This window comes from Sulfitobacter marinus (assembly GCF_900116285.1).
Classification (GTDB): Bacteria; Pseudomonadota; Alphaproteobacteria; order Rhodobacterales; family Rhodobacteraceae; genus Sulfitobacter; species Sulfitobacter marinus.
Map to the genome: position 1 here is coordinate 195,700 of NZ_FPAJ01000002.1, position 23,684 is coordinate 219,383.

Genomic DNA, 23,684 nt, shown 5'->3' on the forward strand with positions numbered 1-23,684 from the left:
TTTTTAACCCTGTTTCAGCGGCCGCCTTGCTGATGGTAACGCGGGGCGGCTTTGTTTCTGGTTTGCCGCCAATGGGGCGACAAATCAAGCCATCTGTCTGATCAACTCTCGCTCAGCGCGACTTTCATGTCTTTGACCATATAGATCACTTCGCCGTCTGCCTCGACGATGCCATCGGCCACACCCATGGTCAGGCGACGGGTCTGGATCGCCTTGGTGAAATCAATCTTGTAGGTCAGCATCTTGCGGTCGGGGCGCACCATGCCGGTCAGTTTGACCTCACCCACGCCCAAGGCATAGCCGCGCCCCTGCCAGCCGCGCCAACCAAGGTTAAAGCCGGTCAGCTGCCACAACCCGTCAAGGCCCAGACAGCCGGGCATGATCGGGTTGCCGGGAAAGTGGCAATCGAAAAACCAAAGGTCCGGCGTGATGTCGAACTCAGCCGTGATATGACCCTTGCCATGCGCGCCGCCATCGGCGGAAACATCCGTGATCCGGTCCATCATCAGCATCGGCGGGGCAGGAAGCTGTGCGTTTCCGGGGCCAAAAAGTTCACCGCGGGCGCATTTCAGCAATGCCTCTTTGTCGAAACTGGTGGGGTAATCGGCCATAATTCTGCGGCTCCTGCTGGCTATAATCAAAGTCGCGTTTGGTCTAGCATTGTGCCCGCTATGCCTGCAAGGGTTGTAGCAACATGGCTATTTCGGGTTTTTGTTTGAAAAGAGGGTGGTTTGCACATTATATACATCCCTGAACAGACAATGAGTGTGTAATGAACAAAGCGATGCAAGAGACCAGTTCCAAATGGCTCGCCACGGCGGGCCTGCGTCCGACCCGGCAACGCATGACGTTGGCACAGTTGCTTGTTGGCGACGGTCATCATCGCCACGTCACCGCAGAAAGCCTGTTTGACGCGGCCAAAGGGCAGGGCGCTGCCGTGTCGCTGGCCACGGTCTACAACACATTGCGCGCGTTCTGCGAAGCGGGTCTGTTGCAAGAAGTCACCGTTGACGGATCAAAAAGCTATTTCGACACCAACACACATGACCACCCCCATTTCTTTTGGGAAGACGAGGCCCGCCTGACCGACGCACCGTCCGACCAATTGGTGATCGCACAATTGCCCGACGCGCCCGAAGGCGCGGAAATCGCATCGGTTGATGTGGTGATCCGGTTGCGCCGCAAAAGCTAAACCGCTGGACGGTTCCTGCGGCGCTGCTTAGGCTGATGCAAAACAGCAGCGGGCGGGCAGATGCATCCTTTAGTTTCTCAAGACGATATCGACAGCTACCAGCGGGATGGCGTGGTGCTGATCAAGGGGCTGTTTGCCGATCATGTGGACGCCTTGCGTGCAGGTGTCGCGCGGAACATGGAAAACCCCGGCCCCTATGCATCAAATAACGACAAGCCGGGCGAGACCGGACGCTTTTTCGACGACTACTGCAATTGGGAACGGATCCCCGAATTCGCCCAAGTTATCCATGGGTCGGATGTGGCGCAGGTGGCGGCCGACCTGATGCAAAGCAAAACGGTGCAGCTGTTTCACGATCATGTGCTGGTCAAGGAACCCGGCACATCCATGGCAACCCCGTGGCATCAGGATGGGCCGTATTATTTCGCCGAAGGGCGGCAGAACGTCAGCTTTTGGTCGCCGCTTGATCCCGTGACCGAGGCCACGCTGCGCTGCGTTGCCGGATCACACCTGTGGGAAAAACCGGTGCTGCCAACGCGGTGGGTCAAGGGCGACGCATTTTTTGACCCCGCGCCCTATATGCCTGTCCCTGATCCCGATACCGAAGCGATGGACATCCGCGAATGGCAGATGGAGCCGGGGGACGCCGTGGCGTTCAACTATGGCATCCTGCACGGCGCGCGCGGCAACCAGTCAACCACCCGCAGACGCGCCTTTTCGCTGCGGCTGCTAGGCGAAGACGCAACCTATACCGAGCGCCCCGGCCCCACGTCGCCGCCCTTTCCGGGGCATGACATGGTGCAGGGCCAACGCCTGAGGGAAGATTGGTTTCCGATGTTGATGGGGTGAGTGGGGGGCAGTTTGATGCCATTCTGCAAACCTCCGCCTTTGCAGACTGTTATAGCCGTGATTTTTAAATTAGGCTAAAGCTGTGCCTGTGAGTGTGTTTTGTCTATACAAAATACTTGACTTTGGGCAGTTCTCCCTACATATGGGTATCGAGGCGCAAGCTCGTATTGCCCTCTTTCCGAGACCCACGCGAAAGCGTGGGTTTTCGTGTTTTAGGAGGCGTGATTGACTTACGTAGTTTATTTGGACGAATTTGGGCACATTGGGCCATACATCAGCCGAATAGATAAACGCCATAATGATAGTCCAGTATTCGGCTTGGCAGGGTTCGCCTTGCCGATAGAACAAGTGCGAGGGTTCGGGACTTGGTTCTTCCAACGAAAACAGGAGTTACTGTCGTTTGAGATACATCGGGCTGGACAACATCCAGCAGTCTGGGAAAAGAAAGGGGCGAGTCTTTACACAGTAGCGAATGTTATGAAGTATGCAGAACTCCGCCGTTTCACGTTCAGGTTATTTAACCAAATCGACAAACTAGGCGGTTTTTTGTTTCATGTTGGTGGTACAAAGCCCCACACTCCAGAAGATCATAACCCAAACCAACTCTACCGCATTGTATTGAGAGAGGCGATCAAACGTCTTAATCAGCACTGTGAAGAAGATTGCGATCCATGTGAGAATTTTATTTTGACACTTGATGAGCATGATCAAAGAGATGCATTGATTACAGAGGCTGCCATAGCGATGTATAATTCCGCTGAGCCGAGGCGCTGCTTAATCGAGCCACCATTTCAGGTCGAAAGCCACCGCTATCAGACAATGCAAGCTGCAGATTGGATTGCAGGCCTAGTTGGACGCTTTGGCGCAGTTTGGAAGGCTCCTTTAGAATATCCCGAAAACGAGATATTCAGAACATACTTTGAAGACCGGTTTAATCAAAAGTCGGTTCGGAGTGGTATTCGTGGCTAGCAGCACCCCTTCGGATCGAAGCATTATGAGCTCTGATTGCACCGCAGCCGTCGCCCACCCCCACTTTTAACCCCTTAAAATCTCCAACCCATACAAAACCCACTCAAAACCACTGCCCCGGCTCTATCAGCCCCAAATCCAGCAATTGGCGGGAATGCCATTCAAAGGCGGCGGAGTTGTGCCATTTGAAGGTTTCGATATCGAACGTGCTGCCGGGGTTCTTTTTTAGCGCTTTGGCGGTGCGGAACGAACAGACGGCGGCGGTGATATTGTGGTGCCAGGGGCAGGAATAGGTGTTGTATTCCTCGTCATTAAACGTGTGATCGGCGCGGATGCGCAGGCCGGGCTTGGCGCGGAATAGCGAAATGCGGTCGATCTTGCGGCGGGCGGGGGGCACGTGCTCTTCAAAGCGCCAGCGCAAGCCGCCAAAGAAATCCAGCTGGCGTTCTTTGGGATGGTTTGACGGCGTGCCATCGGGGCGGGCCTGCGCGTAATAGCCCGAGCGGTCCAGATGGGCGAAATCCAGCGACACCGCGTCGGGTTGGGCCGTCAGATCATCGGCATATAGGTCGATCACATAGGACAGCATGGCATCGCGGCGCTCTTCGCTGTGAAAGGCCAGCATTTCGATGACATTGCGGGTCTCGCAAAACGGATAGAACAGGTATTCGGCGTTGTAGCAGTAATACAGCCATTCGCCGTTGGCGGCCTCGATCATCCGGTTGATCACCGTCTCCATCGCGTGGTCTTGGGCCATGGAGTAATCCACGCGGATCACCAGTTCTTCTACATCGCGGGCCAGATCGAATTCTGGGGGCATGAAGGCGATGATCGTGGCAAAGCCCAATTGATGATGGTGGCGCAGGGCAGTGTCGATTTCGACGTCATCTTCGACCAGAACCATCGCAATCGGCCCTTGGGTCAGCGCGTCTTTGCCATCGGTCAGAAAATGATCAAGGCTGCGATAGTGCATGGGGACCTATTTGTTTATGCGATCCTTTCTAAATCAGCCAAATCGGCACGCATTGCAAGAGAACGCTGGCGCTGCTAGACCGCGATTTTGCATATCGTAACAACGGACCTTGCCATGACCGCGCCAAAAAAGCTGTTCATCAAAACCTATGGGTGCCAGATGAACGTCTATGACAGTGAACGCATGGCCGAGGCCTTGGGCGACAGCTATGTCGAGACCAAGACGGCGGATGACGCCGATATGATCTTGCTCAACACCTGCCACATCCGCGAAAAAGCGGCCGAAAAGGTGTATTCCGAACTTGGGCGTTTGAAACCGCTCAAGGCGTTGAACCCCGATCTGAAGATCGGTGTGACTGGCTGTGTCGCCCAGGCCGAAGGGGCCGAGATTATGCGCCGTCAGCCCGCCGTCGATCTGGTGGTCGGGCCGCAGTCTTATCACCGTCTGCCCGCGATGGAGGCCCGCGTTCGCAGCGGTCAAACCGCGCTCGACACGGACTTCCCCGAGGAAGACAAATTCGAAAAGATGAAGGGCCGCGGTAAAGCTGTTCGCGCACCGTCTGCATTTCTGACCGTTCAGGAAGGCTGCGATAAGTTCTGCGCCTTTTGCGTTGTTCCCTATACCCGCGGTGCCGAAGTATCCCGCCCCGCAAGCCGTGTGCTGACCGAGGCGCGCGAGCTGGTCGAAAACGGCGTGCGCGAGATCACGCTGCTGGGTCAGAACGTCAACGCCTATCACGGGGCCGGATCCGAGGGTGCAGATTACACGCTGGCCCGCCTGATCCGCGAGCTGGCCAAGGTCGACGGATTGGAGCGTATCCGCTATACCACCAGCCACCCCAACGACATGGATGACGCGCTGATCGCCGCCCATGGCGAGGTCGACAAGCTGATGCCCTATCTGCACCTGCCCGTGCAATCCGGGTCAGACCGTATCCTAAAGCGGATGAACCGCAGCCATACTGCCGACAGTTATCTGCGCCTGATCGAGCGTATTCGCGAGGCGCGGCCAGATATCGTGATGTCGGGTGATTTCATCGTGGGCTTCCCCGAAGAAACCGATGCCGATTTCGAGGCGACCATGGATTTGGTCCGCGAGGTCAAATACGGCTATGCGTATTCGTTTAAATATTCGACCCGTCCCGGCACCCCTGCGGCGGAACGCACGCTGGTTGATGCTGCTGTGGCAGATGAACGTTTGCAGCGGTTGCAGGGCTTGATCACCGAACAACAGCGCAGCATCCAAAATGCAATGGTCGGGCGGGATCTGTCAGTTCTGGTCGAGAAAACCGGACGCGAAACGGCGCAGATGGTCGGCAAGTCGGAATACCTGCATTCGGTTCATATCGATAACGCCACTGCCAAGGTCGGCGAAGTGGCGCGGGTAAGAATCGTCGATGCGAAAACCAACTCGCTGACGGCGGTAGAGCTGTAACGCGGCCAGATTGTAAGCAATTTGCAGTAAATCCTGCCTTTCGGGTGGTATTGTAACGTGATCGGGCCAAATTTGACCAATCATGGCTGCAATATGGCACATATTTCGGTTTTCTGACTTCACAGGTCCAGATTAACCTCTTATCGTTACAACATATTGTGAGAGTACCTACTGTACTGCGCAGGCGTGGTATCTTTCGCCAAAACATAAGTTGAAGCATAAGATAGGGAACGAGGGCTGTGTTAAACACTATTTCCAAAGCCGTCCGGTTGTTCGTGGGGGCACTTTTTGCCGTGGCATTCGTACTTCAGGCGTCCGGCGCTGATGCACAGACACGATCACAAGCGGGTCGTGACAAAGGACGATACATACCGACAATCTGGGTCGACCCTGATGGGTGCGAACATTGGGTCATGGATGACGGTACCGAAGGGTACATGACACCCCACGTAAATCGGCAGGGCATTCCTGTGTGTCGCCGTGGTAACATGTGCGGTGTGATGAATACGGATCAGTTCTTTGCGACGGACAGCTACCGTATCAGCGGCCCGGGCAAGCAACGTCTGGCAGAGTTTTTCCAATCCGCCAATGCTATGTCATATATCATCACCGGCCACACAGATAGCAGGGCCTCTGATGCGTATAACATGCGTTTGTCACTGAACCGTGCCAAGTCTGTTGCTGCTGTCGCGGCCCGGACCGGTGCGCGCGTCGCAGATGTGCGCGGCTATGGTGAACGCATGCCCGCCGCGACAAATGCGACCGCGGCAGGCATGGCAAAGAACCGCCGCGTCGAGATTATCTGCATTCGCTAAGGGGGATATGAAAGTGTTTAGAACGAAAATTATATTGGCAACAGCCTGCGCTTTTGGCCTGACAGCCTGCGCTGATATTAGCGATGTTTTTGGTAAATCTGCTGATAAAACCTATGATGGCGGCTTTGACCGCAAGCATCTGAGCCAACTCAAGGCGGGCATCTGGGTGGATCCAAACGGCTGCGACCACTGGATCATTGATGATGGCGTCGAAGGATATCTGAGCGCACGGATCGACAAATACGGCAAACCGGTCTGCTCCGGCGTTGCGGCACCAACGTATACCGCTGGCGACTTCAAAACCGGGTCAACAATCGGGGATCCGAACTGATTTCTTGCCCTATATACATCAATTCAGGCCGGGGTGTTTACGCTCCGGCCTTTTTTGTCTCAAACCGGGGTATTCAATCCGTTCGTAAACCCCATATAGATAAACAGGCACTTCAAAATAGGAACAGGCATTGACGTCCACAGATATCTCCCCCCCGTCTATGAACACCGCACGTTTGCTGGAATTCCAGGACAACCGTTTGCTGATTGATCTTTGCGGTGCATATGACGCGCATCTGGCGGCGATCGAAAAGACCCTCGGCGTGCAGATCGTGCGACGTGGCAATCAGCTTTCGCTTATCGGTGATGATGATGCGACGGCCCGTGCCGAAACCGTTCTGAATGCGCTATATGCGCGTTTGGAAGGCGGGCGCACGGTTGAACCTGCGGATGTGGAAAGCATGCTGCGCATGGGAGATTCCGCTGCTGGCACCGGTGTGCGGGCGGGTGACCAGATTGAAATGCCAATTCTGGACGGGATCGAAATTCAGACACGCAAGAAACGGGTTGAACCACGCACCGCCGCGCAAAAAGACTATGTTCAATCGCTGTTTGACAACGAACTGGCCTTTGGCATCGGCCCTGCGGGGACCGGTAAAACCTATCTCGCCGTTGCTGTGGGTGTGTCGATGTTCATCGGGGGACATGTCGATAAAATCATCCTGTCGCGTCCTGCTGTCGAAGCGGGCGAAAAGCTGGGGTATCTGCCGGGCGACATGAAGGACAAGGTCGACCCCTACATGCAGCCGCTTTACGATGCGCTCAACGACTTCCTGCCGGGCAAACAGCTAGCCAAGCTGCTTGAGGATAAGAAAATCGAAATCGCGCCACTGGCCTTTATGCGCGGCAGAACGCTTTCAAACGCCTTCGTGGTGTTGGACGAGGCGCAGAATGCCACGTCGATGCAGATGAAAATGTTTCTGACACGTTTGGGCGAAGGGTCGCGGATGGTGATCACCGGGGACCGCACGCAAATCGACTTGCCGCGCGGTGTGCCCTCTGGCCTGCAAGATGCAGAACGCCTGCTAAAGACCATCCCCAAAATCAGCTTCAACTACTTCACCTCCAAGGATGTGGTCCGCCACCCCTTGGTTGCTGCAATCATCGAGGCCTATGAGGCAGATACCGGTCACAGCTGATGCCCGGTTTTGCTTTCATTTTGCCAAATAAACTCCGGGGGTCCGGGGGCTGGCCCCCGGTCTGCCCTTTATGAACGCGCTCGACATCGCTATTGAGGATTCCCGTTGGCACGATTTGGGCCTCGCAACACTTGCCGACCGCGCAATTACTGCCGCCCTGACGCATCTATCCGTTGACCCGGAACTGGCCGAGGTTTCCATTCTAGCTTGTGACGATGACCGCATTGCGGAGTTAAACGCCGATTTTCGCGGCAAACCTCAGCCCACGAATGTCCTAAGCTGGCCTGCGGATGAGCGAGGGGCCGCGCAGGACGGCGGCAATCCGCTGCCCGTGCAGCCAGACTTTGACGGCGCGTTGGAGCTGGGCGATATCGCTATTTCCTATGACACATGCGCGGCCGAGGCTGAAAGCGCCGGCAAATCAATGGCGGATCATGTATCGCATCTGACCGTTCATGGTTTGCTTCATCTTTTGGGCTATGACCACGAGCGTGACGCGGATGCAACGCTCATGGAACGGATTGAAGTCGAAATACTTGGCAAATTGGGCATTGATGACCCATATAGGGATCACGCAAGCGCCTAGCTTGCCTTAAGCAACAAAGACAGGACCCGATGGGCGATACAGACGGATCATCTGAGGCGGCGCAGAGCGCGCGGTTCGAGGACGAATTTGAGAACATAGAAACCGTTGAAGAAGACGCACCAAAATCAGGTGGTTTCTTTTCCCGCGTTATTGGTGCGCTCAGCGCGCCCGAAGCCCCCGAAGAGGACGATACCGTTTCTCCGCAGGCAGACCGGTTATCCGCACGCGGTATGATGAACCTGCGCCGCATGCGCGTAGATGACGTGGCCATTCCCAAGGCGGATATCACAGCGGTGCCCATCACCTCGACGATGGACGAACTTGTGGCGGTGTTCAAAGACAGCGGTTTGACCCGTTTACCGGTCTATGACGGCACCCTTGATACGCCGATCGGCATGGCGCACCTCAAAGACCTTGCTTTGACCTATGGCTTTAATGCCAAGACTGATGACTTTGATTTGCGGTCCATGTTGCGCCCGCTTGTGTTTGTGCCGCCGTCGATGACGATTGGCGTGCTGCTGACCAAGATGCAGGCAGAACGACGTCACATGGCGCTGGTGATCGATGAATATGGCGGCGTCGACGGGCTGGTCACCATCGAGGATCTGATCGAGCAGGTCATCGGCGAGATCGAAGACGAACATGACGTGGACGAGGGCAAAAACTGGACTGTTGAAAAGCCCGGCTGCTACATCGCGCTTGCCAAGACCCCGTTGACGGATTTCGAAGCCGAGATTGGCCATTCCCTGACCGACCATGACGATGTCGACGAAGAGGAAATCGACACCTTGGGCGGGCTGGTTTTTATGCTGTCGGGGCGCGTGCCCACACGCGGCGAAATCGTCGTGCATCCGGACGGGCCTGAATTCGAAGTGATCGACGCTGACCCCCGCCGCATCAAGCGCCTTCGGGTGCGTGTCGCCGGATCAGCGTAATGTCGCCTCAGGCGGTTGCTTGGCTGCGTTTTGCGGCAGCTGTCGGGGCGGGGGCCGTGGCCGCATTTGGCCAAGCACCCTATGATCAGCCGCTTTTGTTATTGCTGGGATTGGTGGTTGCGATCACCCTTTTTCAGCATAGTGCGCGCCCATGGCAGGCAGTCGCGATTGGGTGGGGCTTTGCCTTCGGGTATTTTCTGCATGGTTTGATGTGGTTGGTCTCGCCTTTTATGGTCGACCCCGAACGCTATGCCTGGATGGCACCCTTTGCGCTGGTTGGTATGTGTGGCGGGTTGGCGCTGTTTTGGGCAGCGGCCTTTGGTTTGTCACGCTGGGTGTCTGACCGTATCTGGCCGCTGATCTTTTTTCTGTCTGCGGCTGAAATACTGCGGGGCTATCTGTTTAGCGGCTTTCCCTGGGGGATGTTCAGCCAAAGTTTGATCGATGTCTGGCCGGGTCAAGGGCTGGCCTATGTTGGTCCCTATGGCATGACAATGACGTTTACTGCCGGTGCCGCTGTCTTTACGCGTCCGCCGCACCCTGTATTCACCAATCGCTTTGCAGCGTTGTTGGCCCGCCTTGCGGTTGTGGTTGCATTGACTGTTCCGTTCGCCGCCGCCCCCTCTGCTGTCACCGAACATTCGGTTCGGCTGATCCAGCCCAATGCGGCGCAGAAAGACAAATGGGACCCTCTTAAGATATCAGACTTCTATGAGCGGCAACTGGCATATACCAGCGCGCCACCCTTGATCGAAGGGGCTGCACCCGACCTGATCCTGTGGGCGGAAACCGCCATTCCTTGGCCTTTGGATTTAGCGGGCGGTGCGCTGAGCCAGATCAGCTTTGCGGCAGGTGGCACGCCTGTGTTTTTGGGCATCCAGCGGCGTGGCGGAATGCAATATTACAATTCATCGGTTTTGGTCGGGTCTTCGGGCGACGTGCTCCAGACCTATGACAAGCACCATCTTGTGCCGTTTGGCGAATACATTCCCTTTGGCAATTTCATGACCCATTTTGGCATCAGGAGCTTTGCCGCGCAGCTTGGCAATGGCTATTCCTCGGGCATTGGCCCGGCGCTGGTGGATATGGGCGCGCTTGGCATGGCTTTGCCGCTGATTTGTTACGAGGCTGTGTTCGCGCGCGATGTAAATGCAGCCCCCGAGCGCCCCGCATTCCTGATGCAGCTGACAAATGACGCATGGTTCGGCAAAGGGCAGGGGCCGCTGCAGCATCTGGCGCAGGCCAGAATGCGCGCCATCGAACAAGGTTTGCCGATGGCGCGGGTGGCGAACACCGGCGTGTCTGCTATGATTGATCCCAAGGGGCGGCTCACCGATAGCATTGCCTTGAACACCGCGGGGTTTTTGGACGCAGCTTTGCCCGAGGCCCTCGCGCCGACCCCCTACAGCCGGTTTGGCGAATTGCCGTTTTTGGCGGTGTTGCTGATCGGGCTCGTCAGCGCGCTGTTGCTGCGCCGCCGAAAGTTAACATTTGACCCTCGGGGCAGTCAACGATAGGTCCAATACATCGGCCACAACGGCTTCCTGACGTGGCTATGAAAACTATTGGAGCACTATATGTCCCGGAAAAACTATACATTTACTTCGGAATCCGTTTCCGAAGGCCACCCTGATAAGGTTTGCGACCGAATTTCGGACGCCGTTTTGGATGCCTTCCTGACGGAAGAGCCCGAAGCCCGCGTTGCGGCGGAAACCTTTGCCACCACCAACCGGGTCGTGATCGGCGGCGAAGTGGGGCTGTCGAATAAAGACAAGCTGAGCGAATACATGGGCAAGATCGAAGATATCGCCCGCGCCTGTATCAAAGACATCGGCTATGAGCAGGACAAGTTTCACCACGCCACTTGCGAAGTGACCAACCTGCTGCACGAACAATCCGCCCACATTGCGCAGGGTGTTGATGCGTCCAGCGACAAGGAAGAGGGCGCTGGCGATCAGGGCATCATGTTTGGTTTCGCCACTACCGAAACGCCCGAGCTGATGCCGGCCCCGATCCATTATTCCCACGCGATCCTGCGTCGTTTGGCCGAAGTACGTAAAGACGGCACCGAGCCGACGTTGCGCCCTGACGCGAAAAGCCAGCTGTCGGTGCGCTATGAGAATGGCAAACCGGTTGGCGTGTCGTCTATTGTTCTGTCGACACAACACGCGGACGAAACGCAAACTAGCGCCGATATCCGCGATATTGTCGAACCCTATATCACCGAAGTGCTGCCTGAAGGCTGGATTACCGCCGATACGGAGTGGTGGGTGAACCCTACGGGTACATTCGTCATCGGTGGTCCTGATGGCGACGCTGGCCTGACTGGACGCAAGATCATCGTTGATACCTATGGGGGCGCGGCCCCCCATGGTGGTGGTGCATTCTCTGGTAAAGACCCGACAAAAGTTGATCGTTCGGCGGCCTATGTTGCGCGCTATCTGGCCAAGAATGTCGTGGCCGCAGGGCTGGCTGAAAAATGCACGATCCAGCTAAGCTATGCGATTGGGGTGTCCAAACCCCTGTCGATCTATTGCGATACATTTGGCGGCGACGCTGACGTTGCGGATTCCGCAATTGAGCAGGCCATCGGCAAAATCATCGATCTGACCCCGCGCGGCATCCGCGAGCATCTGCAACTGAACAAGCCGATCTACGAACGCACGGCGGCTTACGGCCACTTTGGCCGCGCGCCTGAGGCCGACGGCGGGTTTAGCTGGGAAAAGACCGATTTGGTCGATGCGTTGAAGGCGGCGCTTTAACGGCTGACGCGATACTGCTGGTCACTTTGACCTAATTGACACGGACCGCTGACCCAATCAGCGGTCCGTTTTCGTTTGGGCCAGCTGCCGCGGGCCGTTGCGCTGACGTGGGTGTCACGCTAAAGGCAACGCCATGACAGATCCTATACGCCCCCGTCGCAATTTTTATGGCCGCCTCAAAGGCAAATCCCTCAAGCAAAGCCAAAAGGGCTATATTGAGGAAGACCTTGATGCGCTGTCGCCTGGCCCCGTTGATTGGGAGGCCAACCCGTTACGCACGCCACTTGATTTGCAGGGGCTGTTCGATGGCAAGCCCGTCTGGCTTGAGGTCGGATTTGGCGGCGGCGAGCATATGGTGCATCAGGCGGCGCAAAATCCCGACGTGGGCATTATCGGCTGCGAACCTTATATCAACGGCGTTGCGATGCTGTTGGGGAAAATCCGGCGCGCAGGTGTCAGCAATGTTGCGATCCACCCCGGCGATGCCCGCGACATTTTCGACGTGCTGCCCGAAGCATCCATTGACCGCGCGTTTCTGCTCTACCCTGATCCTTGGCCCAAAACACGCCACCACCGGCGCCGCTTTGTCACGCCAGAGCATCTGGAGCCTTTGGCGCGGGTACTGAAGCGGGGCGCGATCTTTCGCGTGGCCACGGACATCGAGGACTATGTGCGCCAGACGTTGGAGCAAGTGCCGCGCCACGGCTTTGAATGGCTGGCCGAACGTCCGGCGGACTGGAAAGAGCCGTGGGATGACTGGATTTCCACCCGCTACGAGCAAAAGGCCCTGCGCGAAGGGCGCGTGCCGCATTATCTGACTTTCCGCAAACGCTAAACGGTGCGCAGCGGGGGCTGATTGCCCCCGGACCCCCATGGATATTTAGAAGCCAGAGAAGATAGGCCCCGCGGTTATGGACGGCACCTGCGGGCTGGTTTATGACGTCGGTCAGAATTCAGATTGAGGTTACCCCATGTCCAGTCACGCCACGCCTATTCCTATGACCTCGTCTGCTTGCGGCCCCCTGAGCGGGGTTGCCGAGGTGCCGGGGGATAAATCCATCTCGCATCGGTCGCTAATCCTGGGTGCGATGTGTGTGGGTGAGACCACGATTAGCGGCTTGCTGGAGGGCGATGACGTGTTGGACACGGCCCGCGCGATGCGGGCCTTTGGGGCCGAGGTTACCGATTTGGGCGGCGGCAATTGGTCAGTGCACGGTGTTGGTGTTGGTGGCTTTGCCGAGCCTGAGGGCGTGATCGATTGCGGCAATTCCGGCACCGGCGTGCGGTTGATCATGGGTGCGATGGCGACATCGCCAATCACTGCGACCTTTACCGGTGATGCCAGTCTGAACGGGCGGCCCATGGCGCGGGTGACGGACCCGTTGGCGTTGTTTGGCACACAGGCCGTTGGGCGCAAAGGTGGGCGGTTGCCGATGACAATCGTTGGCGCGGCAGAACCGGTTCCGGTCCGCTATGTTGTACCTGTCCCATCGGCGCAGGTGAAATCAGCGGTATTGTTGGCGGGGCTGAATGCACCGGGCAAGACCGTGGTGATCGAGGCCGAGGCAACGCGCGATCACACCGAGCGTATGTTGTCGGGCTTTGGGGCCGAGATCACGGTTGAGGATACAGATGAGGGGCGCGTTATTACCTTGACGGGCCAGCCCGAGTTGCAGGCCCAGCATGTGGATGTGCCGCGTGATCCGTCCTCGGCCGCGTTTCCAGTTTGTGCGGCACTGATTGTGCCGGGGTCGGATGTCTTGGTGCCTGGAATCGGCCTGAACCCGACGCGGGCGGGGCTGTTTACCACGCTGCGCGAAATGGGGGCCGACCTGATCTATGAGAACGAACGCACCGAGGGTGGCGAGCCTGTCGCCGATCTGCGCGCCAAGTTCTCGCCCGATATGAAGGGCATCGAGGTACCACCTGCGCGGGCCGCGTCGATGATCGACGAATATCCCGTGCTGTCTGTGGTGGCGTCCTTTGCCCAAGGCCAGACCATGATGCGCGGCGTCAAGGAATTGCGGATCAAGGAAAGCGACCGGATTGATGCGATGGCCAAGGGTCTGCGCGCCAATGGGGTCGAGGTTGACGAAGGCCCTGATTGGTGGGCCGTCACGGGGCTGGGCCATGGCAATGTTCCGGGTGGTGCCACTTGTGCCAGCCAGTTGGACCACCGTATCGCGATGTCCTTTATGATTTTGGGCATGGCTGCGAATGCACCTGTCAGCGTTGATGACGGCGCGCCGATCACTACGTCTTTCCCGATATTCGAGCCGTTGATGGCGCGGTTGGGCGCAAATGTTGCACGGGTCACCGCATGAAAGACGGCTTTACGGTTGCCATCGACGGGCCTGCGGCGGCGGGTAAGGGCACGGTATCGCGCGCCGTGGCCGAGCATTTCGGCTTTGCGCATTTGGACACGGGGCTTTTGTACCGTGCCGTTGGCGCAAAGGTGCTTGAGGGGATGACGGCGGAAGAGGCGGCATTAACCTTGGTTGCGGGCGATCTGGACAATGACCAGTTGCGAACCAATGCGGTGGCCGAGGCTGCCAGCAAAGCGGCTGCGATCCCGGAAGTGCGGGCTGCCTTGGTCGATTTTCAACGCAGTTTTGCCATGCGCGCGGGTGGGGCCGTTCTGGACGGGCGCGATATCGGGACGGTGATTTGCCCCGATGCGCAGGTTAAATTATTTGTCACCGCCACGCCCGAGGTTCGCGCGGAACGCCGATTTGCCGAGCTGGCGGCGAAAGGCTTTGACGTTACGCTTGCGGAAGTTCTGGCCGAGGTCCAGGCACGCGATGCCCGTGACAGTACCCGAGCGGAGGCACCGCTCAAGCCCGCCGATGACGCCGTGGAGATGGATACATCAACCATGGACATCGCCACCGCCGTGGCCCGCGCGATCGAACTGATTAAGTCACGCATCGCAGAATAGGCCATTGGCCGGCACAGTCGTTCTGGAATGATGGAACAGTATGAGAAAGCCGCGCGTTCTTATGGTGAACGCCGCGGTTTAGAGGGCGCGGCAGAGCGCATTGATCATACAAGGACCATCCCGATGAAAACCGCCCAAGATTACCTAGATGCTGCCAACGCAGTGGTCCCGAAAATGGACGCTAAAGATGCGATTGCCAAACATGCCGAGGGCAACGGCGTGTTTATCGACGTCCGCGATTCCGCTGACATTGCGAACAGCGGCACCATCAAGGGCGCGCATCGTGTGCCACGCGGCATGATCGAATTCCGCGCTGATCCGAAGGTGGAGGCGCTTTATAACCCGATCTTCCAGAAAGACGCCGAGATTTATCTGATCTGTGGTGCAGGCGGTCAAGCGGCGCTGTCCGGCAAGACGCTGCACGACATGGGTTATAAAAACGTGACCAATATCGGCGGATTTTCCGACTGGAAAGACGCGGGCGGCCCGACCGAGGCCTAAGCCAATACCCTCTGCGCTCGAACGCGGGCGCAGAGGTTTACCTTTTCTACCGAAGCACTGCCTGTATGCGCCTCTAAGTTAATTCTGGAGGCTTTTTCGTTTTTGGGGAATGATAGGGGACATCATCCGGGGCAGGGCAATGACAGAAGAAGAGCTGAGTGAAATTTGGAAAGGTGACCTGCTGGGTTTCAAAGAACGTGGCGTGGCGTTTACCAACCTTGTTACGTCCATCACCGACCATCGGACAATCTCGATTGAGGCGGGATATGGGCGCGGCAAAACGTTCTTTCGCGAGCGGTGGGCCAAGCAGCTAGAGGCCGCTGATGAATGTGTCGTGCAAATTGATGCTCGACTGTCGGATCATTCGGGTGATCCTGTCGTGACGTTTTTGGGCGCGTTGCTGGGGATGGTGCCTGAGCAAGAAACCAAGAGGCGTGACGCTGCATTCGGGATGGCCAAAAAGATTGGCATCGCCGGAACAAAAGCAATCGCGAGGGCGGCGTTGCGTGAAGGATTTGATGAGTTGGTAGATGCCGTTGCCACGGGCGATGGAGAGGCGGGTAGCCTGCACGACATCGCGAAGTTGGCGGGGCAGGATTTGTCCAAAGCTGCGGGTGATATGATTGCTACGCAGCTAGAGGCTGAGAAAGCGCGGCTTGAGTTGGGCGAACAGCTGAACCTGTTGCACGCGCAGATCACAAAAGGACGGGATACGGATCGCATCATCATCCTGATTGATGAACTGGACCGTTGTCATCCTGACTATGCGATTGCCCTGCTTGAGGCGATGAAGCTGGTCTTTGATCAGGACGGATTTGTGTTCGTGCTGATGGTTAATCGGGGTTATTTGGAATCCGTTGCCGAGAAGCGCTTTGGCAAAGCGCCCGAGGGCGAATCCTACCTTGATAAGTTTGTGGACCTGCGGCTGAAGCTGGAGACGGACCGCCTGTCCAGTGCAGCTGAGGCGCTTGCGTCTGAGTTGCCTTTAGCTATTCCGTTTGGTGATCACGAGGAGTTCGGTGTGGCCCGCGCAGCGCTGTTGGCGAGTGAGCTTGCACCGGAAAGCGGACTTTCGATGCGGCAAATCAAACGGGTGCTGGATCGAGTGGAGTTGGCGTGTCTTATTTATGCGGAAAGACCAATCGACGTGGCGCTTTTGGTGTGGCTATCTTTTAAAGATGGGGCGGGTCTGAGATTTGATGAATTGAGCACAATTTTGCCTCACCGTTTCAACATTATTCCTAGTCAGGCTGAGGAGATATTAGCAAGAGGCAATAAAATAAGATCACTAAAAGACAACAATGACTGGTCGAATAAACAGAATTTCTTTATTAAAGAGAACCTCTCTGAATTATTGACGCTTTCAAATGAGCAGCTTCGCGCTGACGAAATGAACAAAGATTATTTTTACTGGGCGCGTGTCTACCAATTTCTCGCCCCCCACTACATCCCCGAGCATCAAGCCATGCTCGACGCTGTTCACAAGCTGCAAGCGGACACCTAACCACCCTTGCCATTCGCGGAAAACAGGCCTATACGCGCGACTGTCTAAGGGGCGGATACACGTTTCGGGCGCAATATATCAGGCAGGGTCGGTTTTATCCGGCCCTCTTTGCTTTGCGGACGAGACCCAACACGGACGACAATTTTAACCACAGACCGGCGGAGACAACCGCGCGGCCAGAAACCAAATGCTAAAGGAAAATCAAGCTACATGGCTATGAACTCAATGGAAGACTTCGAAGCACTTTTGGAAGAAAGCTTTGAAATGGACACGCCCGAAGAGGGCTCTGTTGTCAAAGGCAAGGTAATCGCGATTGAAGCGGGCCAAGCCATCATCGACGTAGGCTACAAAATGGAAGGCCGCGTCGAGCTGAAAGAATTTGCCGAACCAGGCGAAGCTCCCAAAGTTGAAGTCGGCGACGAAGTCGAAGTGTTCCTTCGTCAGGTCGAAAACTCCCGTGGTGAAGCTGTTATCTCTCGTGAGATGGCGCGCCGTGAGGAAGCTTGGGATCGTCTGGAAAAAGCCTATGCCGCAGAAGAGCGCGTTGAAGGCGCAATCTTTGGCCGCGTTAAAGGTGGCTTTACGGTTGATCTGGGCGGCGCGGTTGCGTTCCTGCCAGGTAGCCAAGTTGACGTGCGCCCCGTGCGCGATGCGGGCCCATTGATGGGTCTGAAGCAGCCGTTCCAGGTTCTGAAAATGGACCGTCGCCGTGGTAACATCGTTGTATCGCGTCGTGCGATCCTCGAAGAATCCCGTGCCGAACAGCGCGCCGAAGTTATTGGCAACCTCACCGAGGGCCAAGAAGTTGACGGTGTGGTCAAGAACATCACCGAATACGGTGCGTTCGTTGATCTGGGCGGCGTTGATGGCTTGCTGCACGTTACAGACATGGCGTGGCGCCGTGTGAACCACCCATCCGAGATCCTGACAATTGGCGAGACCATCAAGGTTCAAGTCATCAAGATCAACAAAGAGACGCACCGCATCTCCTTGGGCATGAAGCAATTGCAAGAAGATCCATGGGATCTGGTTGCTGGCAAGTACCCACTGGAATCGGTTCACACTGGCCGCGTGACCAACATCACCGATTACGGTGCATTTGTTGAGCTTGAGCCCGGCGTTGAAGGCCTGGTGCACGTGTCCGAAATGTCTTGGACCAAGAAAAACGTACACCCCGGCAAGATCGTGTCTACCTCGCAAGAAGTCGAAGTTATGGTTCTGGAAATCGATGGTGCCAAGCGCCGCGTTTCCCTTGGCCTTAAGCAGACACAGCGTAACCCATGGGAAGTGTTTGCAGAAACACACCCAGAAGGTACCGAAGTCGAAGGCGAAGTCAAAAACATCACCGAATTCGGTCTGTTTGTTGGCCTGCCAGGCGACATCGACGGCATGGTTCACCTGTCCGACCTGTCATGGGACGAACGTGGCGAAGACGCCATCCAGAACTATCGCAAGGGCGACATGGTTCAGGCCGTTGTGTCCGAAGTCGACGTTGAGAAAGAGCGCATCAGCCTCTCGATCAAAGGTGTTGGCGGCGACAAGTTCGCAGAAGCAGTGGGCGGCGTTAAGCGCGGTTCCGTTGTGACTGTGACAGTGACCTCCATCGAAGACGGTGGCATCGAAGTCGAATATGAAGGCATGAAAGCCTTTATCCGTCGCTCCGATCTGTCGCGTGACCGTGCCGAACAGCGCCCCGAGCGTTTCTCGGTTGGTGACAAGGTTGATGTTCGCATCACCAATGTTGACACCAAGGCGCACCGTTTGGGCGTGTCGATCAAAGCACGTGAAATCGCAGAAGAGAAAGAAGCAGTCGAGCAGTATGGCTCCTCTGACTCTGGCGCATCCTTGGGTGATATCCTTGGTGCCGCTCTTAAGGGCGACGAATAAGCCTAAGCGCTTAATTCGCAAAATTACGGGGCCTCGCAATGCAGATTGCGGGGCCTTTTTCTATGCGAATCGGGGTGGCCTTGCGGGGGCGATCCCGTGACGCAAGAGGGTGTTAAAGCCCGTTGAGCATGATTATGGTGAAAAAACGACCATAAATCAGCGGGTTCGCGCAGGTAAATGCGCCAATGGTTGATTTGTGAGACTTCACGAACGCGTTGGAGTTGGTATAGTCAGTTGAATAACAAAAACGCATCGCGGGGGAGAATTTTACATGATCCGGTCGGAACTGATTCAGAAAATCGCAGACGACAATCCACATCTTTACCAACGTGATGTGGAGAGAATCGTGAATACCATCTTTGAGGAGATCACCGACGCGATGGCCCAAGGGGACCGTGTCGAGCTGCGCGGATTTGGCGCGTTCTCTGTCAAAAAACGTGATGCCCGTGTGGGCCGGAACCCTCGCACAGGGGAAACAGTTCATGTAGAAGACAAGCATGTGCCGTTCTTTAAGACCGGCAAGTTGCTGCGTGATCGTCTGAACGGGAATTCCTAAATGCGCTACGTCCGCTACCTTTGCATTGCGATCTTTGCCGTTGCATTGATTGCTGTCGCCCTGGCCAACAGGTCAGTGGTGTCGCTTAGGTTGTTGCCAACTGAGGTGTCGGGCTTTTTCGCGGTAAATCCTGAAATCAACGTGCCGCTGTTCATTGTGATCTTGGGCAGCATTATCGCCGGTCTCTTGGTTGGGTTCGTCTGGGAATGGATCCGCGAATACAATCAACGCGCCGAAGCCGCGCGTCAGGCCCGCGAAATGCGCCGTCTTGAGCGCGAGGTTGCGCGCCTTAAGGGCGAGAAATACGAAGGCCAAGATGACGTGCTGGCCTTGTTGGATCGCGCCAGCTGATTATCTGTCTGTTCTGGCGACCCAAGGAAATCAAATGTCGACAAAAGTGCACGTAAAGTTCTGTGGCCTGCGCAGTGCGGCAGATATCGCGGCGGCAGTGGCTGCGAATGCCCGCTATGTCGGGTTTGTGTTCTTCGAGAAATCCCCTCGCAATGTCAGCTTTGAAGAAGCCACCGCGCTGGCGCTGGAGGTGCCTGACGGCATTTGTAAGGTCGCCCTAATCGTCAATGCCGATGACGCGTTTCTGGATGCCCTTCTGGCCGTTGTGCCAATCGATATGTTGCAGCTGCACGGTTCCGAGACACCCGCGCGCGTGCGCGAGGTCAAAGCACGCTATGGTCTACCCGTGATGAAGGCTGTGGGGGTCGCGGATGCGGGCGATCTGGACCAGATCGATCAATACATGGCTGTAGCGGATCAGATATTGGTCGATGCAAAGCCGCCCAAGGGTGCCGATCTGCCCGGCGGGAATGGTTTGGCGTTTGATTGGCGTTTGATTGCAGGCCGGAAATGGCCCAAGCCGTGGATGTTGGCAGGGGGGCTGACGCCCGAAAACCTGGTCGAGGCCGTGCGTATAACCGGCGCGCGTCAGGTTGATGTATCATCTGCTGTGGAATCTGCACCCGGCATCAAGGACGCCGGGTTGATCGAGAAATTTGGCCAAGCGGCGCAAGCCCCCGAGAAGGTTTAGATTTCGATCGGATCGGCCTTGGCCAGCGCATCAAACTTCATCAGCGATGCGATAAGCGCAGGCATCTTATCCAGATAGATCATGTTCGGGCCATCAGAGGGGGCATTGTCGGGGTCTTCGTGGGTTTCGATGAATACCGCGCCTACGCCAATCGCGACCGCCGCACGGGCGAGGACCGGCGCAAATTCGCGCTGTCCGCCTGATGACGTGCCTTTGCCCCCGGGGCTTGCCACCGCATGGGTCGCGTCCATCACCACGGGATAGCCTGTTTGCGCCATTTGCGGCAGACCGCGCATGTCTGTGACCAAGGTGTTGTAGCCAAAGGCCGTACCACGGTCTGTCAGCAGGATGTTCTTGTTACCTGTCGATTCAACCTTGGTGACCACGTTGGTCATTTCCCAAGGGGCCATCCACTGACCCTTCTTGACATTTACGGCTTTGCCGGTGTTGCCTGCGGCCAGCAACATATCGGTTTGGCGGCACAAAAACGCAGGGATTTGCAGGATGTCGACGGCCTCGGCGGCGATGGCGCATTGGGCTTCGGTATGGACATCGGTCAGCACAGGCACGTCGTTGGCTTTGCCAACTGATTGCAGCACGCGCAAACCCTCTTCGATCCCCAGACCGCGCTTGCCGCCCAGTGATGTGCGGTTGGCTTTGTCATAGCTGGCTTTGAACACATATTGCGCACCAACGGCGTCGCAGGCTTCTTTCATCTTGCCGGCGATCATCTGCGCATGTGTTTCGCTTTCCAACTGGCAAGGGCCCGCGATTACGGTCAGCGGGCGATCATTCCCGATCACGACATTACCGACAGTGACTTGGATCATTTTGTTACCTGTTCCTTAAGGATCGACGCGGTGAGCGACAGCATCAGGTAGATGCCCGCAAAGATCAGGAATGTCAAAATCGTGTTCTCGAACTTGCGCGGATAAGAGGCAGACTGCGACGCAACAGGGCGCACGGCAATGGTCAGATAGCGGACCTGACGTTGTGCTTCTGTACGAGCCTGTTCCATCTGCGTTTGCGATGATTGCAATGCCATGTCTGCCGCGGCGAGATCGGCTTGCGCCAGTTGCAGGCTAACGGCTTGCTGTGCCAGCGAATTGGTGCCTTCGGTCGCGTTGTTCATCCGCTCATTCAGCCGTTCAAGCTGCACGCCAATACGGCGCACGTCGCCTTCCACGCCGTCAACCTTGGCCCGGTTCGGGCGCGGGTTGTCCATCAGGGCTGCCAGCTCAAGCTCTTTTTCCAGCAACAGGGTTTCATAGTTGCTGATCTGGCCCCGGATCGAGGCGATCACCGCTTCGGGGTCCACCCCATTTTCGACCTGTAGTTTGATCAAAGCCTCTTGCGCGGCGCGGCGCTGATCAACGGTTTGCTCATATGCAATCCGGGCATCGCGCATCCCGTCTTCGCGTTTTTGCTGGGACAGGCCGTTCACACGTTCTTCTGCGTAGGTCAGCAGATGCTCGGAATACACGGCCGCGACTTGTGGATCGGCGGCGATCACTTCCATGCGGATCATCCCTTCGGTGGGATCATAGCCGATTTTGACGTTCTTTTTATAGAACTTATACGCCTCTTCGTTCGAGGCGTCCGGGTCCATCCGCTGGATCGGGTCAATATTGTCCTGCGAGAAATGCGAGACAAATCCAACATCCTTGTCGAGGCGCAGCATCGCGTCCTTGGACTGTAGATAGCTTTGGGTGGCGATACTGTCGGCCGAGTTCGCAAATTGCGTGGGCAACAAACCGCCCAAGGGGCCAAGCCCGCCGCCACCTTCATTCTGGATAATCAGGAATTGGCTTTCTGTGGCATACATGGGGGTGGCTACATTGTAGAAATAATACCCGCCCATAATCGTAGGCAGACCCACGAAAAACATCAGACGCACCACAAGCAGCATCATTTTGCGACGACGGCGGCGGCTGATGTCTGCCTGAATGTCGGATATCTCGCGCATCCGACGTTCCATCGGATTAACTTCGGTCGACGGTAGGTTGCCAGCACCACCTACGGGCACTGTCTGGGGCAGTTGCACTCGGTCGGTATCGGAGCTGCCGCCTGCCTGCGGCACGACCAGTTCCAGCATGTTGGAACGTTGGAAGGGATCAATGCCCGCATCGCGCAGCAACCGCACCGCGTCAAAATCCGAGGTCGGGGCCAGCCCGTGTTTTTGGGCGACGCGGCGGGCCATGCGCAATTGTCTGCCTGTCAGCCCTTCACGGCGGATCGCATCGATATCCTGCTCGCCCTTCACCTCAGCCGTTGAAGAAACTACTCCGGTTTGGGCCGGGGGTGACGATGGCGTTGAGGATGATGCTGCGGGTGAGGCCGATGGTCGCGCGGCGTTGGGCGCGCGCTGTGGTGGGGGCGTGGGTGTCGGTGCGCCTTGCTCTGCGGCCCCGGATGCTGGCGCTGCTGTTGGCTGCGCTTGCGGGCGTTGGGGCTGGGCTTTGGTTTGGACGGGGCTCGGGGGAACGGGGCGGCGGCGATCCACCGGCGCGTCCGCGCCGCTCGTAGGGGCGTCGGTGCTGGGCGCGGCAGCCGCCGGCGTGCTTCGCTTGATGCGAAATTTTCTAGCTTTGGGTTTCGTAGTCATAAACCTGCTTAGCCTCTTCCAGCGTGTCGAATATGTGAAGCTTACCGCCCAGTAACACGCCAGCAGAGCGCGCATATTTCTCAAGGGTCTCTGCCTGGTGTGATACGATAATGATGGTGGTCGTGCGCAGCCGCTCTCTCAGGATTTCGCCTGCTTTGCGGTTGAACTCAACATCTGTCGTGCTTGGCATGCCTTCGTCGATCAGGTAAATATCGAAATCCAGCGCCAGTAACAGCGCAAAGGAAAACCGCCCGCGCATCCCGGCGGAATAGGTGCCAACCGGTTGATCGAAATATTCACCCAACCCGCAAAGCCAGCGGCAAAAGCTTTCCACGTAATCAGGGTCCAGCCCATACAGCCGAGCAATATAGCGGGCGTTTTCCATCGCGGATACTTTGCCAACCACACCACCCATAAAGCCAAGCGGAAAGCTGATCTTGCAGCCGCGCCGGATCTCGCCTTCGTCGGCTTTCTCCAGTCCCGCCATCATGTTGATCAGGGTCGATTTTCCGGTGCCGTTTGGGGCCAGAATACCCAACGAGTTACCCAATTCCACACGAAACGACACATGGTCGAGAATGACCTTGTGCTGTGTGCCCGTCCAAAAGGACTTGGATACATTGTCGAATTCCAGCATGACTGCTCCGGTTGTGCCGTAAGGTGTCGG

The 23,684-nt window shown here is 56.8% G+C and carries 26 protein-coding genes and 1 riboswitch; of the genes, 21 read left to right on the plus strand and 5 right to left on the minus strand.

All coding sequences use genetic code 11. The features are described from left to right. Positions 1-101 precede the first annotated feature (101 nt). Positions 102-611, minus strand: coding sequence for a bifunctional 3-hydroxydecanoyl-ACP dehydratase/trans-2-decenoyl-ACP isomerase (fabA, locus tag BM347_RS06435; RefSeq protein ID WP_093915627.1), 510 nt, complete (start codon positions 609-611; stop codon positions 102-104). 161 nt (positions 612-772) lie between these two features. Between fabA and irrA the strand changes: the two genes are divergently transcribed. The 3 genes from irrA (at position 773) to BM347_RS06450 (ending at position 3,010) form a co-directional block, all read left to right on the plus strand. Further along, positions 773-1,192 carry an iron response transcriptional regulator IrrA gene (irrA, locus tag BM347_RS06440; protein ID WP_093915628.1) on the plus strand — a complete coding sequence of 140 codons (420 nt, stop codon included), beginning with the start codon at positions 773-775 and terminating at the stop codon, positions 1,190-1,192. 60 nt (positions 1,193-1,252) lie between these two features. Further along, complete coding sequence (locus BM347_RS06445) at positions 1,253-2,041, plus strand: phytanoyl-CoA dioxygenase family protein (protein ID WP_093915629.1); 789 nt, start codon at positions 1,253-1,255, stop codon at positions 2,039-2,041. A gap of 225 nt (positions 2,042-2,266) precedes the next feature. Continuing rightward, positions 2,267-3,010: a DUF3800 domain-containing protein gene (locus BM347_RS06450; protein WP_093915630.1), complete on the plus strand. Its 744-nt coding sequence runs from the start codon at positions 2,267-2,269 to the stop codon at positions 3,008-3,010. Between the two features lie 103 nt (positions 3,011-3,113). Here the strand turns inward: BM347_RS06450 and BM347_RS06455 are convergent, their stop codons facing one another. Next, on the minus strand, positions 3,114-3,983 hold the full coding sequence (locus BM347_RS06455; protein ID WP_093915631.1) for a hypothetical protein: 870 nt from the start codon (positions 3,981-3,983) through the stop codon (positions 3,114-3,116). Between the two features lie 114 nt (positions 3,984-4,097). On the opposite strand from BM347_RS06455, the gene miaB reads away from it, so the two are divergent. From miaB to BM347_RS06540, 17 genes are all read left to right on the plus strand, one after another. Next, on the plus strand, positions 4,098-5,417 hold the full coding sequence (gene miaB / locus BM347_RS06460; protein ID WP_093915632.1) for a tRNA (N6-isopentenyl adenosine(37)-C2)-methylthiotransferase MiaB: 1,320 nt from the start codon (positions 4,098-4,100) through the stop codon (positions 5,415-5,417). Positions 5,418-5,656: 239 nt separating this feature from the next. Further along, positions 5,657-6,232 carry an OmpA family protein gene (locus BM347_RS06465; protein WP_093915633.1) on the plus strand — a complete coding sequence of 192 codons (576 nt, stop codon included), beginning with the start codon at positions 5,657-5,659 and terminating at the stop codon, positions 6,230-6,232. Positions 6,233-6,239: 7 nt separating this feature from the next. After that, the gene (locus BM347_RS06470; RefSeq protein WP_093915634.1) at positions 6,240-6,563 is read left to right on the plus strand and encodes a hypothetical protein; all 324 of its coding nucleotides are present in this window, start codon (positions 6,240-6,242) and stop codon (positions 6,561-6,563) included. A gap of 160 nt (positions 6,564-6,723) precedes the next feature. Further along, positions 6,724-7,701 (plus strand): PhoH family protein, encoded by a 978-nt coding sequence (locus BM347_RS06475; RefSeq protein ID WP_093915635.1) that lies wholly within the window; start codon positions 6,724-6,726, stop codon positions 7,699-7,701. A 70-nt stretch (positions 7,702-7,771) separates the two neighbouring features. Further along, the gene (gene ybeY / locus BM347_RS06480) at positions 7,772-8,287 is read left to right on the plus strand and encodes an rRNA maturation RNase YbeY (protein ID WP_093915636.1); all 516 of its coding nucleotides are present in this window, start codon (positions 7,772-7,774) and stop codon (positions 8,285-8,287) included. A 29-nt stretch (positions 8,288-8,316) separates the two neighbouring features. Further along, positions 8,317-9,222, plus strand: coding sequence for a hemolysin family protein (locus tag BM347_RS06485; protein WP_093915637.1), 906 nt, complete (start codon positions 8,317-8,319; stop codon positions 9,220-9,222). Continuing rightward, positions 9,222-10,739, plus strand: a complete 1,518-nt coding sequence (gene lnt / locus BM347_RS06490) for an apolipoprotein N-acyltransferase (protein ID WP_093915638.1) — start codon at positions 9,222-9,224, stop codon at positions 10,737-10,739. Before BM347_RS06485 ends, lnt begins: the two co-directional genes overlap by 1 nt. A gap of 8 nt (positions 10,740-10,747) precedes the next feature. Next, positions 10,748-10,795, plus strand: a riboswitch (SAM-SAH riboswitch). Between the two features lie 4 nt (positions 10,796-10,799). Further along, positions 10,800-11,984, plus strand: a complete 1,185-nt coding sequence (gene metK, locus BM347_RS06495; protein ID WP_093915639.1) for a methionine adenosyltransferase — start codon at positions 10,800-10,802, stop codon at positions 11,982-11,984. Between the two features lie 133 nt (positions 11,985-12,117). Then, on the plus strand, positions 12,118-12,819 hold the full coding sequence (gene trmB, locus BM347_RS06500) for a tRNA (guanosine(46)-N7)-methyltransferase TrmB (RefSeq protein WP_093915640.1): 702 nt from the start codon (positions 12,118-12,120) through the stop codon (positions 12,817-12,819). Positions 12,820-12,955: 136 nt separating this feature from the next. After that, entirely contained in the window at positions 12,956-14,308 is a 1,353-nt protein-coding gene (gene aroA, locus BM347_RS06505) for a 3-phosphoshikimate 1-carboxyvinyltransferase (RefSeq protein WP_093915641.1), read from the plus strand. Beyond that, positions 14,305-14,922: a (d)CMP kinase gene (gene cmk / locus BM347_RS06510; RefSeq protein WP_093915642.1), complete on the plus strand. Its 618-nt coding sequence runs from the start codon at positions 14,305-14,307 to the stop codon at positions 14,920-14,922. The genes aroA and cmk overlap by 4 nt, the downstream gene beginning before the upstream one ends. Positions 14,923-15,045: 123 nt before the next feature. Continuing rightward, entirely contained in the window at positions 15,046-15,423 is a 378-nt protein-coding gene (locus BM347_RS06515; protein ID WP_093916065.1) for a rhodanese-like domain-containing protein, read from the plus strand. 139 nt (positions 15,424-15,562) lie between these two features. Then, complete coding sequence (locus tag BM347_RS06520; RefSeq protein ID WP_175498517.1) at positions 15,563-16,927, plus strand: KAP family P-loop NTPase fold protein; 1,365 nt, start codon at positions 15,563-15,565, stop codon at positions 16,925-16,927. Positions 16,928-17,137: 210 nt separating this feature from the next. Continuing rightward, on the plus strand, positions 17,138-18,814 hold the full coding sequence (rpsA, locus tag BM347_RS06525; protein WP_175498518.1) for a 30S ribosomal protein S1: 1,677 nt from the start codon (positions 17,138-17,140) through the stop codon (positions 18,812-18,814). Between the two features lie 271 nt (positions 18,815-19,085). Next, the gene (ihfB, locus tag BM347_RS06530) at positions 19,086-19,370 is read left to right on the plus strand and encodes an integration host factor subunit beta (RefSeq protein ID WP_093915645.1); all 285 of its coding nucleotides are present in this window, start codon (positions 19,086-19,088) and stop codon (positions 19,368-19,370) included. Continuing rightward, a complete protein-coding gene (locus tag BM347_RS06535) occupies positions 19,371-19,721 on the plus strand; it encodes a LapA family protein (RefSeq protein WP_093915646.1) in 351 nt (116 codons plus the stop codon). Between the two features lie 34 nt (positions 19,722-19,755). Further along, positions 19,756-20,412, plus strand: coding sequence for a phosphoribosylanthranilate isomerase (locus BM347_RS06540; protein ID WP_093915647.1), 657 nt, complete (start codon positions 19,756-19,758; stop codon positions 20,410-20,412). On the opposite strand, the gene kdsA is transcribed toward BM347_RS06540, so the two are convergent. Beyond that, positions 20,409-21,242 (minus strand): 3-deoxy-8-phosphooctulonate synthase, encoded by an 834-nt coding sequence (gene kdsA, locus BM347_RS06545; protein WP_093915648.1) that lies wholly within the window; start codon positions 21,240-21,242, stop codon positions 20,409-20,411. The two genes, BM347_RS06540 and kdsA, sit on opposite strands and share 4 nt — an antisense overlap. Beyond that, entirely contained in the window at positions 21,239-22,675 is a 1,437-nt protein-coding gene (locus BM347_RS06550) for a KpsE/RkpR family capsule polysaccharide export protein (protein ID WP_245764202.1), read from the minus strand. The genes kdsA and BM347_RS06550 overlap by 4 nt, the downstream gene beginning before the upstream one ends. Positions 22,676-22,683: 8 nt before the next feature. Here BM347_RS06550 and BM347_RS17665 point away from each other — a divergent pair, with 8 nt between their 5' ends. Then, positions 22,684-22,938: a hypothetical protein gene (locus BM347_RS17665; RefSeq protein ID WP_245764203.1), complete on the plus strand. Its 255-nt coding sequence runs from the start codon at positions 22,684-22,686 to the stop codon at positions 22,936-22,938. A 56-nt stretch (positions 22,939-22,994) separates the two neighbouring features. On the opposite strand, the gene BM347_RS06555 is transcribed toward BM347_RS17665, so the two are convergent. Continuing rightward, entirely contained in the window at positions 22,995-23,654 is a 660-nt protein-coding gene (locus BM347_RS06555; protein WP_093915650.1) for an ABC transporter ATP-binding protein, read from the minus strand. Between the last annotated feature and the right edge of the window lie 30 nt (positions 23,655-23,684).

What these genes read in the sequence shown, in the direction of transcription:
- fabA (WP_093915627.1), bottom strand. Translation starts at nt 611, where the DNA reads ATGGCCGATTACCCCACCAGTTTCGACAAAGAGGCATTGCTGAAATGC.
- irrA (WP_093915628.1), top strand. Translation starts at nt 773, where the DNA reads ATGAACAAAGCGATGCAAGAGACCAGTTCCAAATGGCTCGCCACGGCG.
- BM347_RS06445 (WP_093915629.1), top strand. Translation starts at nt 1,253, where the DNA reads ATGCATCCTTTAGTTTCTCAAGACGATATCGACAGCTACCAGCGGGAT.
- BM347_RS06455 (WP_093915631.1), bottom strand. Translation starts at nt 3,983, where the DNA reads ATGCACTATCGCAGCCTTGATCATTTTCTGACCGATGGCAAAGACGCG.
- miaB (WP_093915632.1), top strand. Translation starts at nt 4,098, where the DNA reads ATGACCGCGCCAAAAAAGCTGTTCATCAAAACCTATGGGTGCCAGATG.
- BM347_RS06470 (WP_093915634.1), top strand. Translation starts at nt 6,240, where the DNA reads ATGAAAGTGTTTAGAACGAAAATTATATTGGCAACAGCCTGCGCTTTT.
- BM347_RS06475 (WP_093915635.1), top strand. Translation starts at nt 6,724, where the DNA reads ATGAACACCGCACGTTTGCTGGAATTCCAGGACAACCGTTTGCTGATT.
- ybeY (WP_093915636.1), top strand. Translation starts at nt 7,772, where the DNA reads ATGAACGCGCTCGACATCGCTATTGAGGATTCCCGTTGGCACGATTTG.
- BM347_RS06485 (WP_093915637.1), top strand. Translation starts at nt 8,317, where the DNA reads ATGGGCGATACAGACGGATCATCTGAGGCGGCGCAGAGCGCGCGGTTC.
- lnt (WP_093915638.1), top strand. Translation starts at nt 9,222, where the DNA reads ATGTCGCCTCAGGCGGTTGCTTGGCTGCGTTTTGCGGCAGCTGTCGGG.
- metK (WP_093915639.1), top strand. Translation starts at nt 10,800, where the DNA reads ATGTCCCGGAAAAACTATACATTTACTTCGGAATCCGTTTCCGAAGGC.
- trmB (WP_093915640.1), top strand. Translation starts at nt 12,118, where the DNA reads ATGACAGATCCTATACGCCCCCGTCGCAATTTTTATGGCCGCCTCAAA.
- aroA (WP_093915641.1), top strand. Translation starts at nt 12,956, where the DNA reads ATGTCCAGTCACGCCACGCCTATTCCTATGACCTCGTCTGCTTGCGGC.
- cmk (WP_093915642.1), top strand. Translation starts at nt 14,305, where the DNA reads ATGAAAGACGGCTTTACGGTTGCCATCGACGGGCCTGCGGCGGCGGGT.
- BM347_RS06515 (WP_093916065.1), top strand. Translation starts at nt 15,046, where the DNA reads ATGAAAACCGCCCAAGATTACCTAGATGCTGCCAACGCAGTGGTCCCG.
- BM347_RS06520 (WP_175498517.1), top strand. Translation starts at nt 15,563, where the DNA reads ATGACAGAAGAAGAGCTGAGTGAAATTTGGAAAGGTGACCTGCTGGGT.
- rpsA (WP_175498518.1), top strand. Translation starts at nt 17,138, where the DNA reads ATGGCTATGAACTCAATGGAAGACTTCGAAGCACTTTTGGAAGAAAGC.
- ihfB (WP_093915645.1), top strand. Translation starts at nt 19,086, where the DNA reads ATGATCCGGTCGGAACTGATTCAGAAAATCGCAGACGACAATCCACAT.
- BM347_RS06535 (WP_093915646.1), top strand. Translation starts at nt 19,371, where the DNA reads ATGCGCTACGTCCGCTACCTTTGCATTGCGATCTTTGCCGTTGCATTG.
- BM347_RS06540 (WP_093915647.1), top strand. Translation starts at nt 19,756, where the DNA reads ATGTCGACAAAAGTGCACGTAAAGTTCTGTGGCCTGCGCAGTGCGGCA.
- kdsA (WP_093915648.1), bottom strand. Translation starts at nt 21,242, where the DNA reads ATGATCCAAGTCACTGTCGGTAATGTCGTGATCGGGAATGATCGCCCG.
- BM347_RS06555 (WP_093915650.1), bottom strand. Translation starts at nt 23,654, where the DNA reads ATGCTGGAATTCGACAATGTATCCAAGTCCTTTTGGACGGGCACACAG.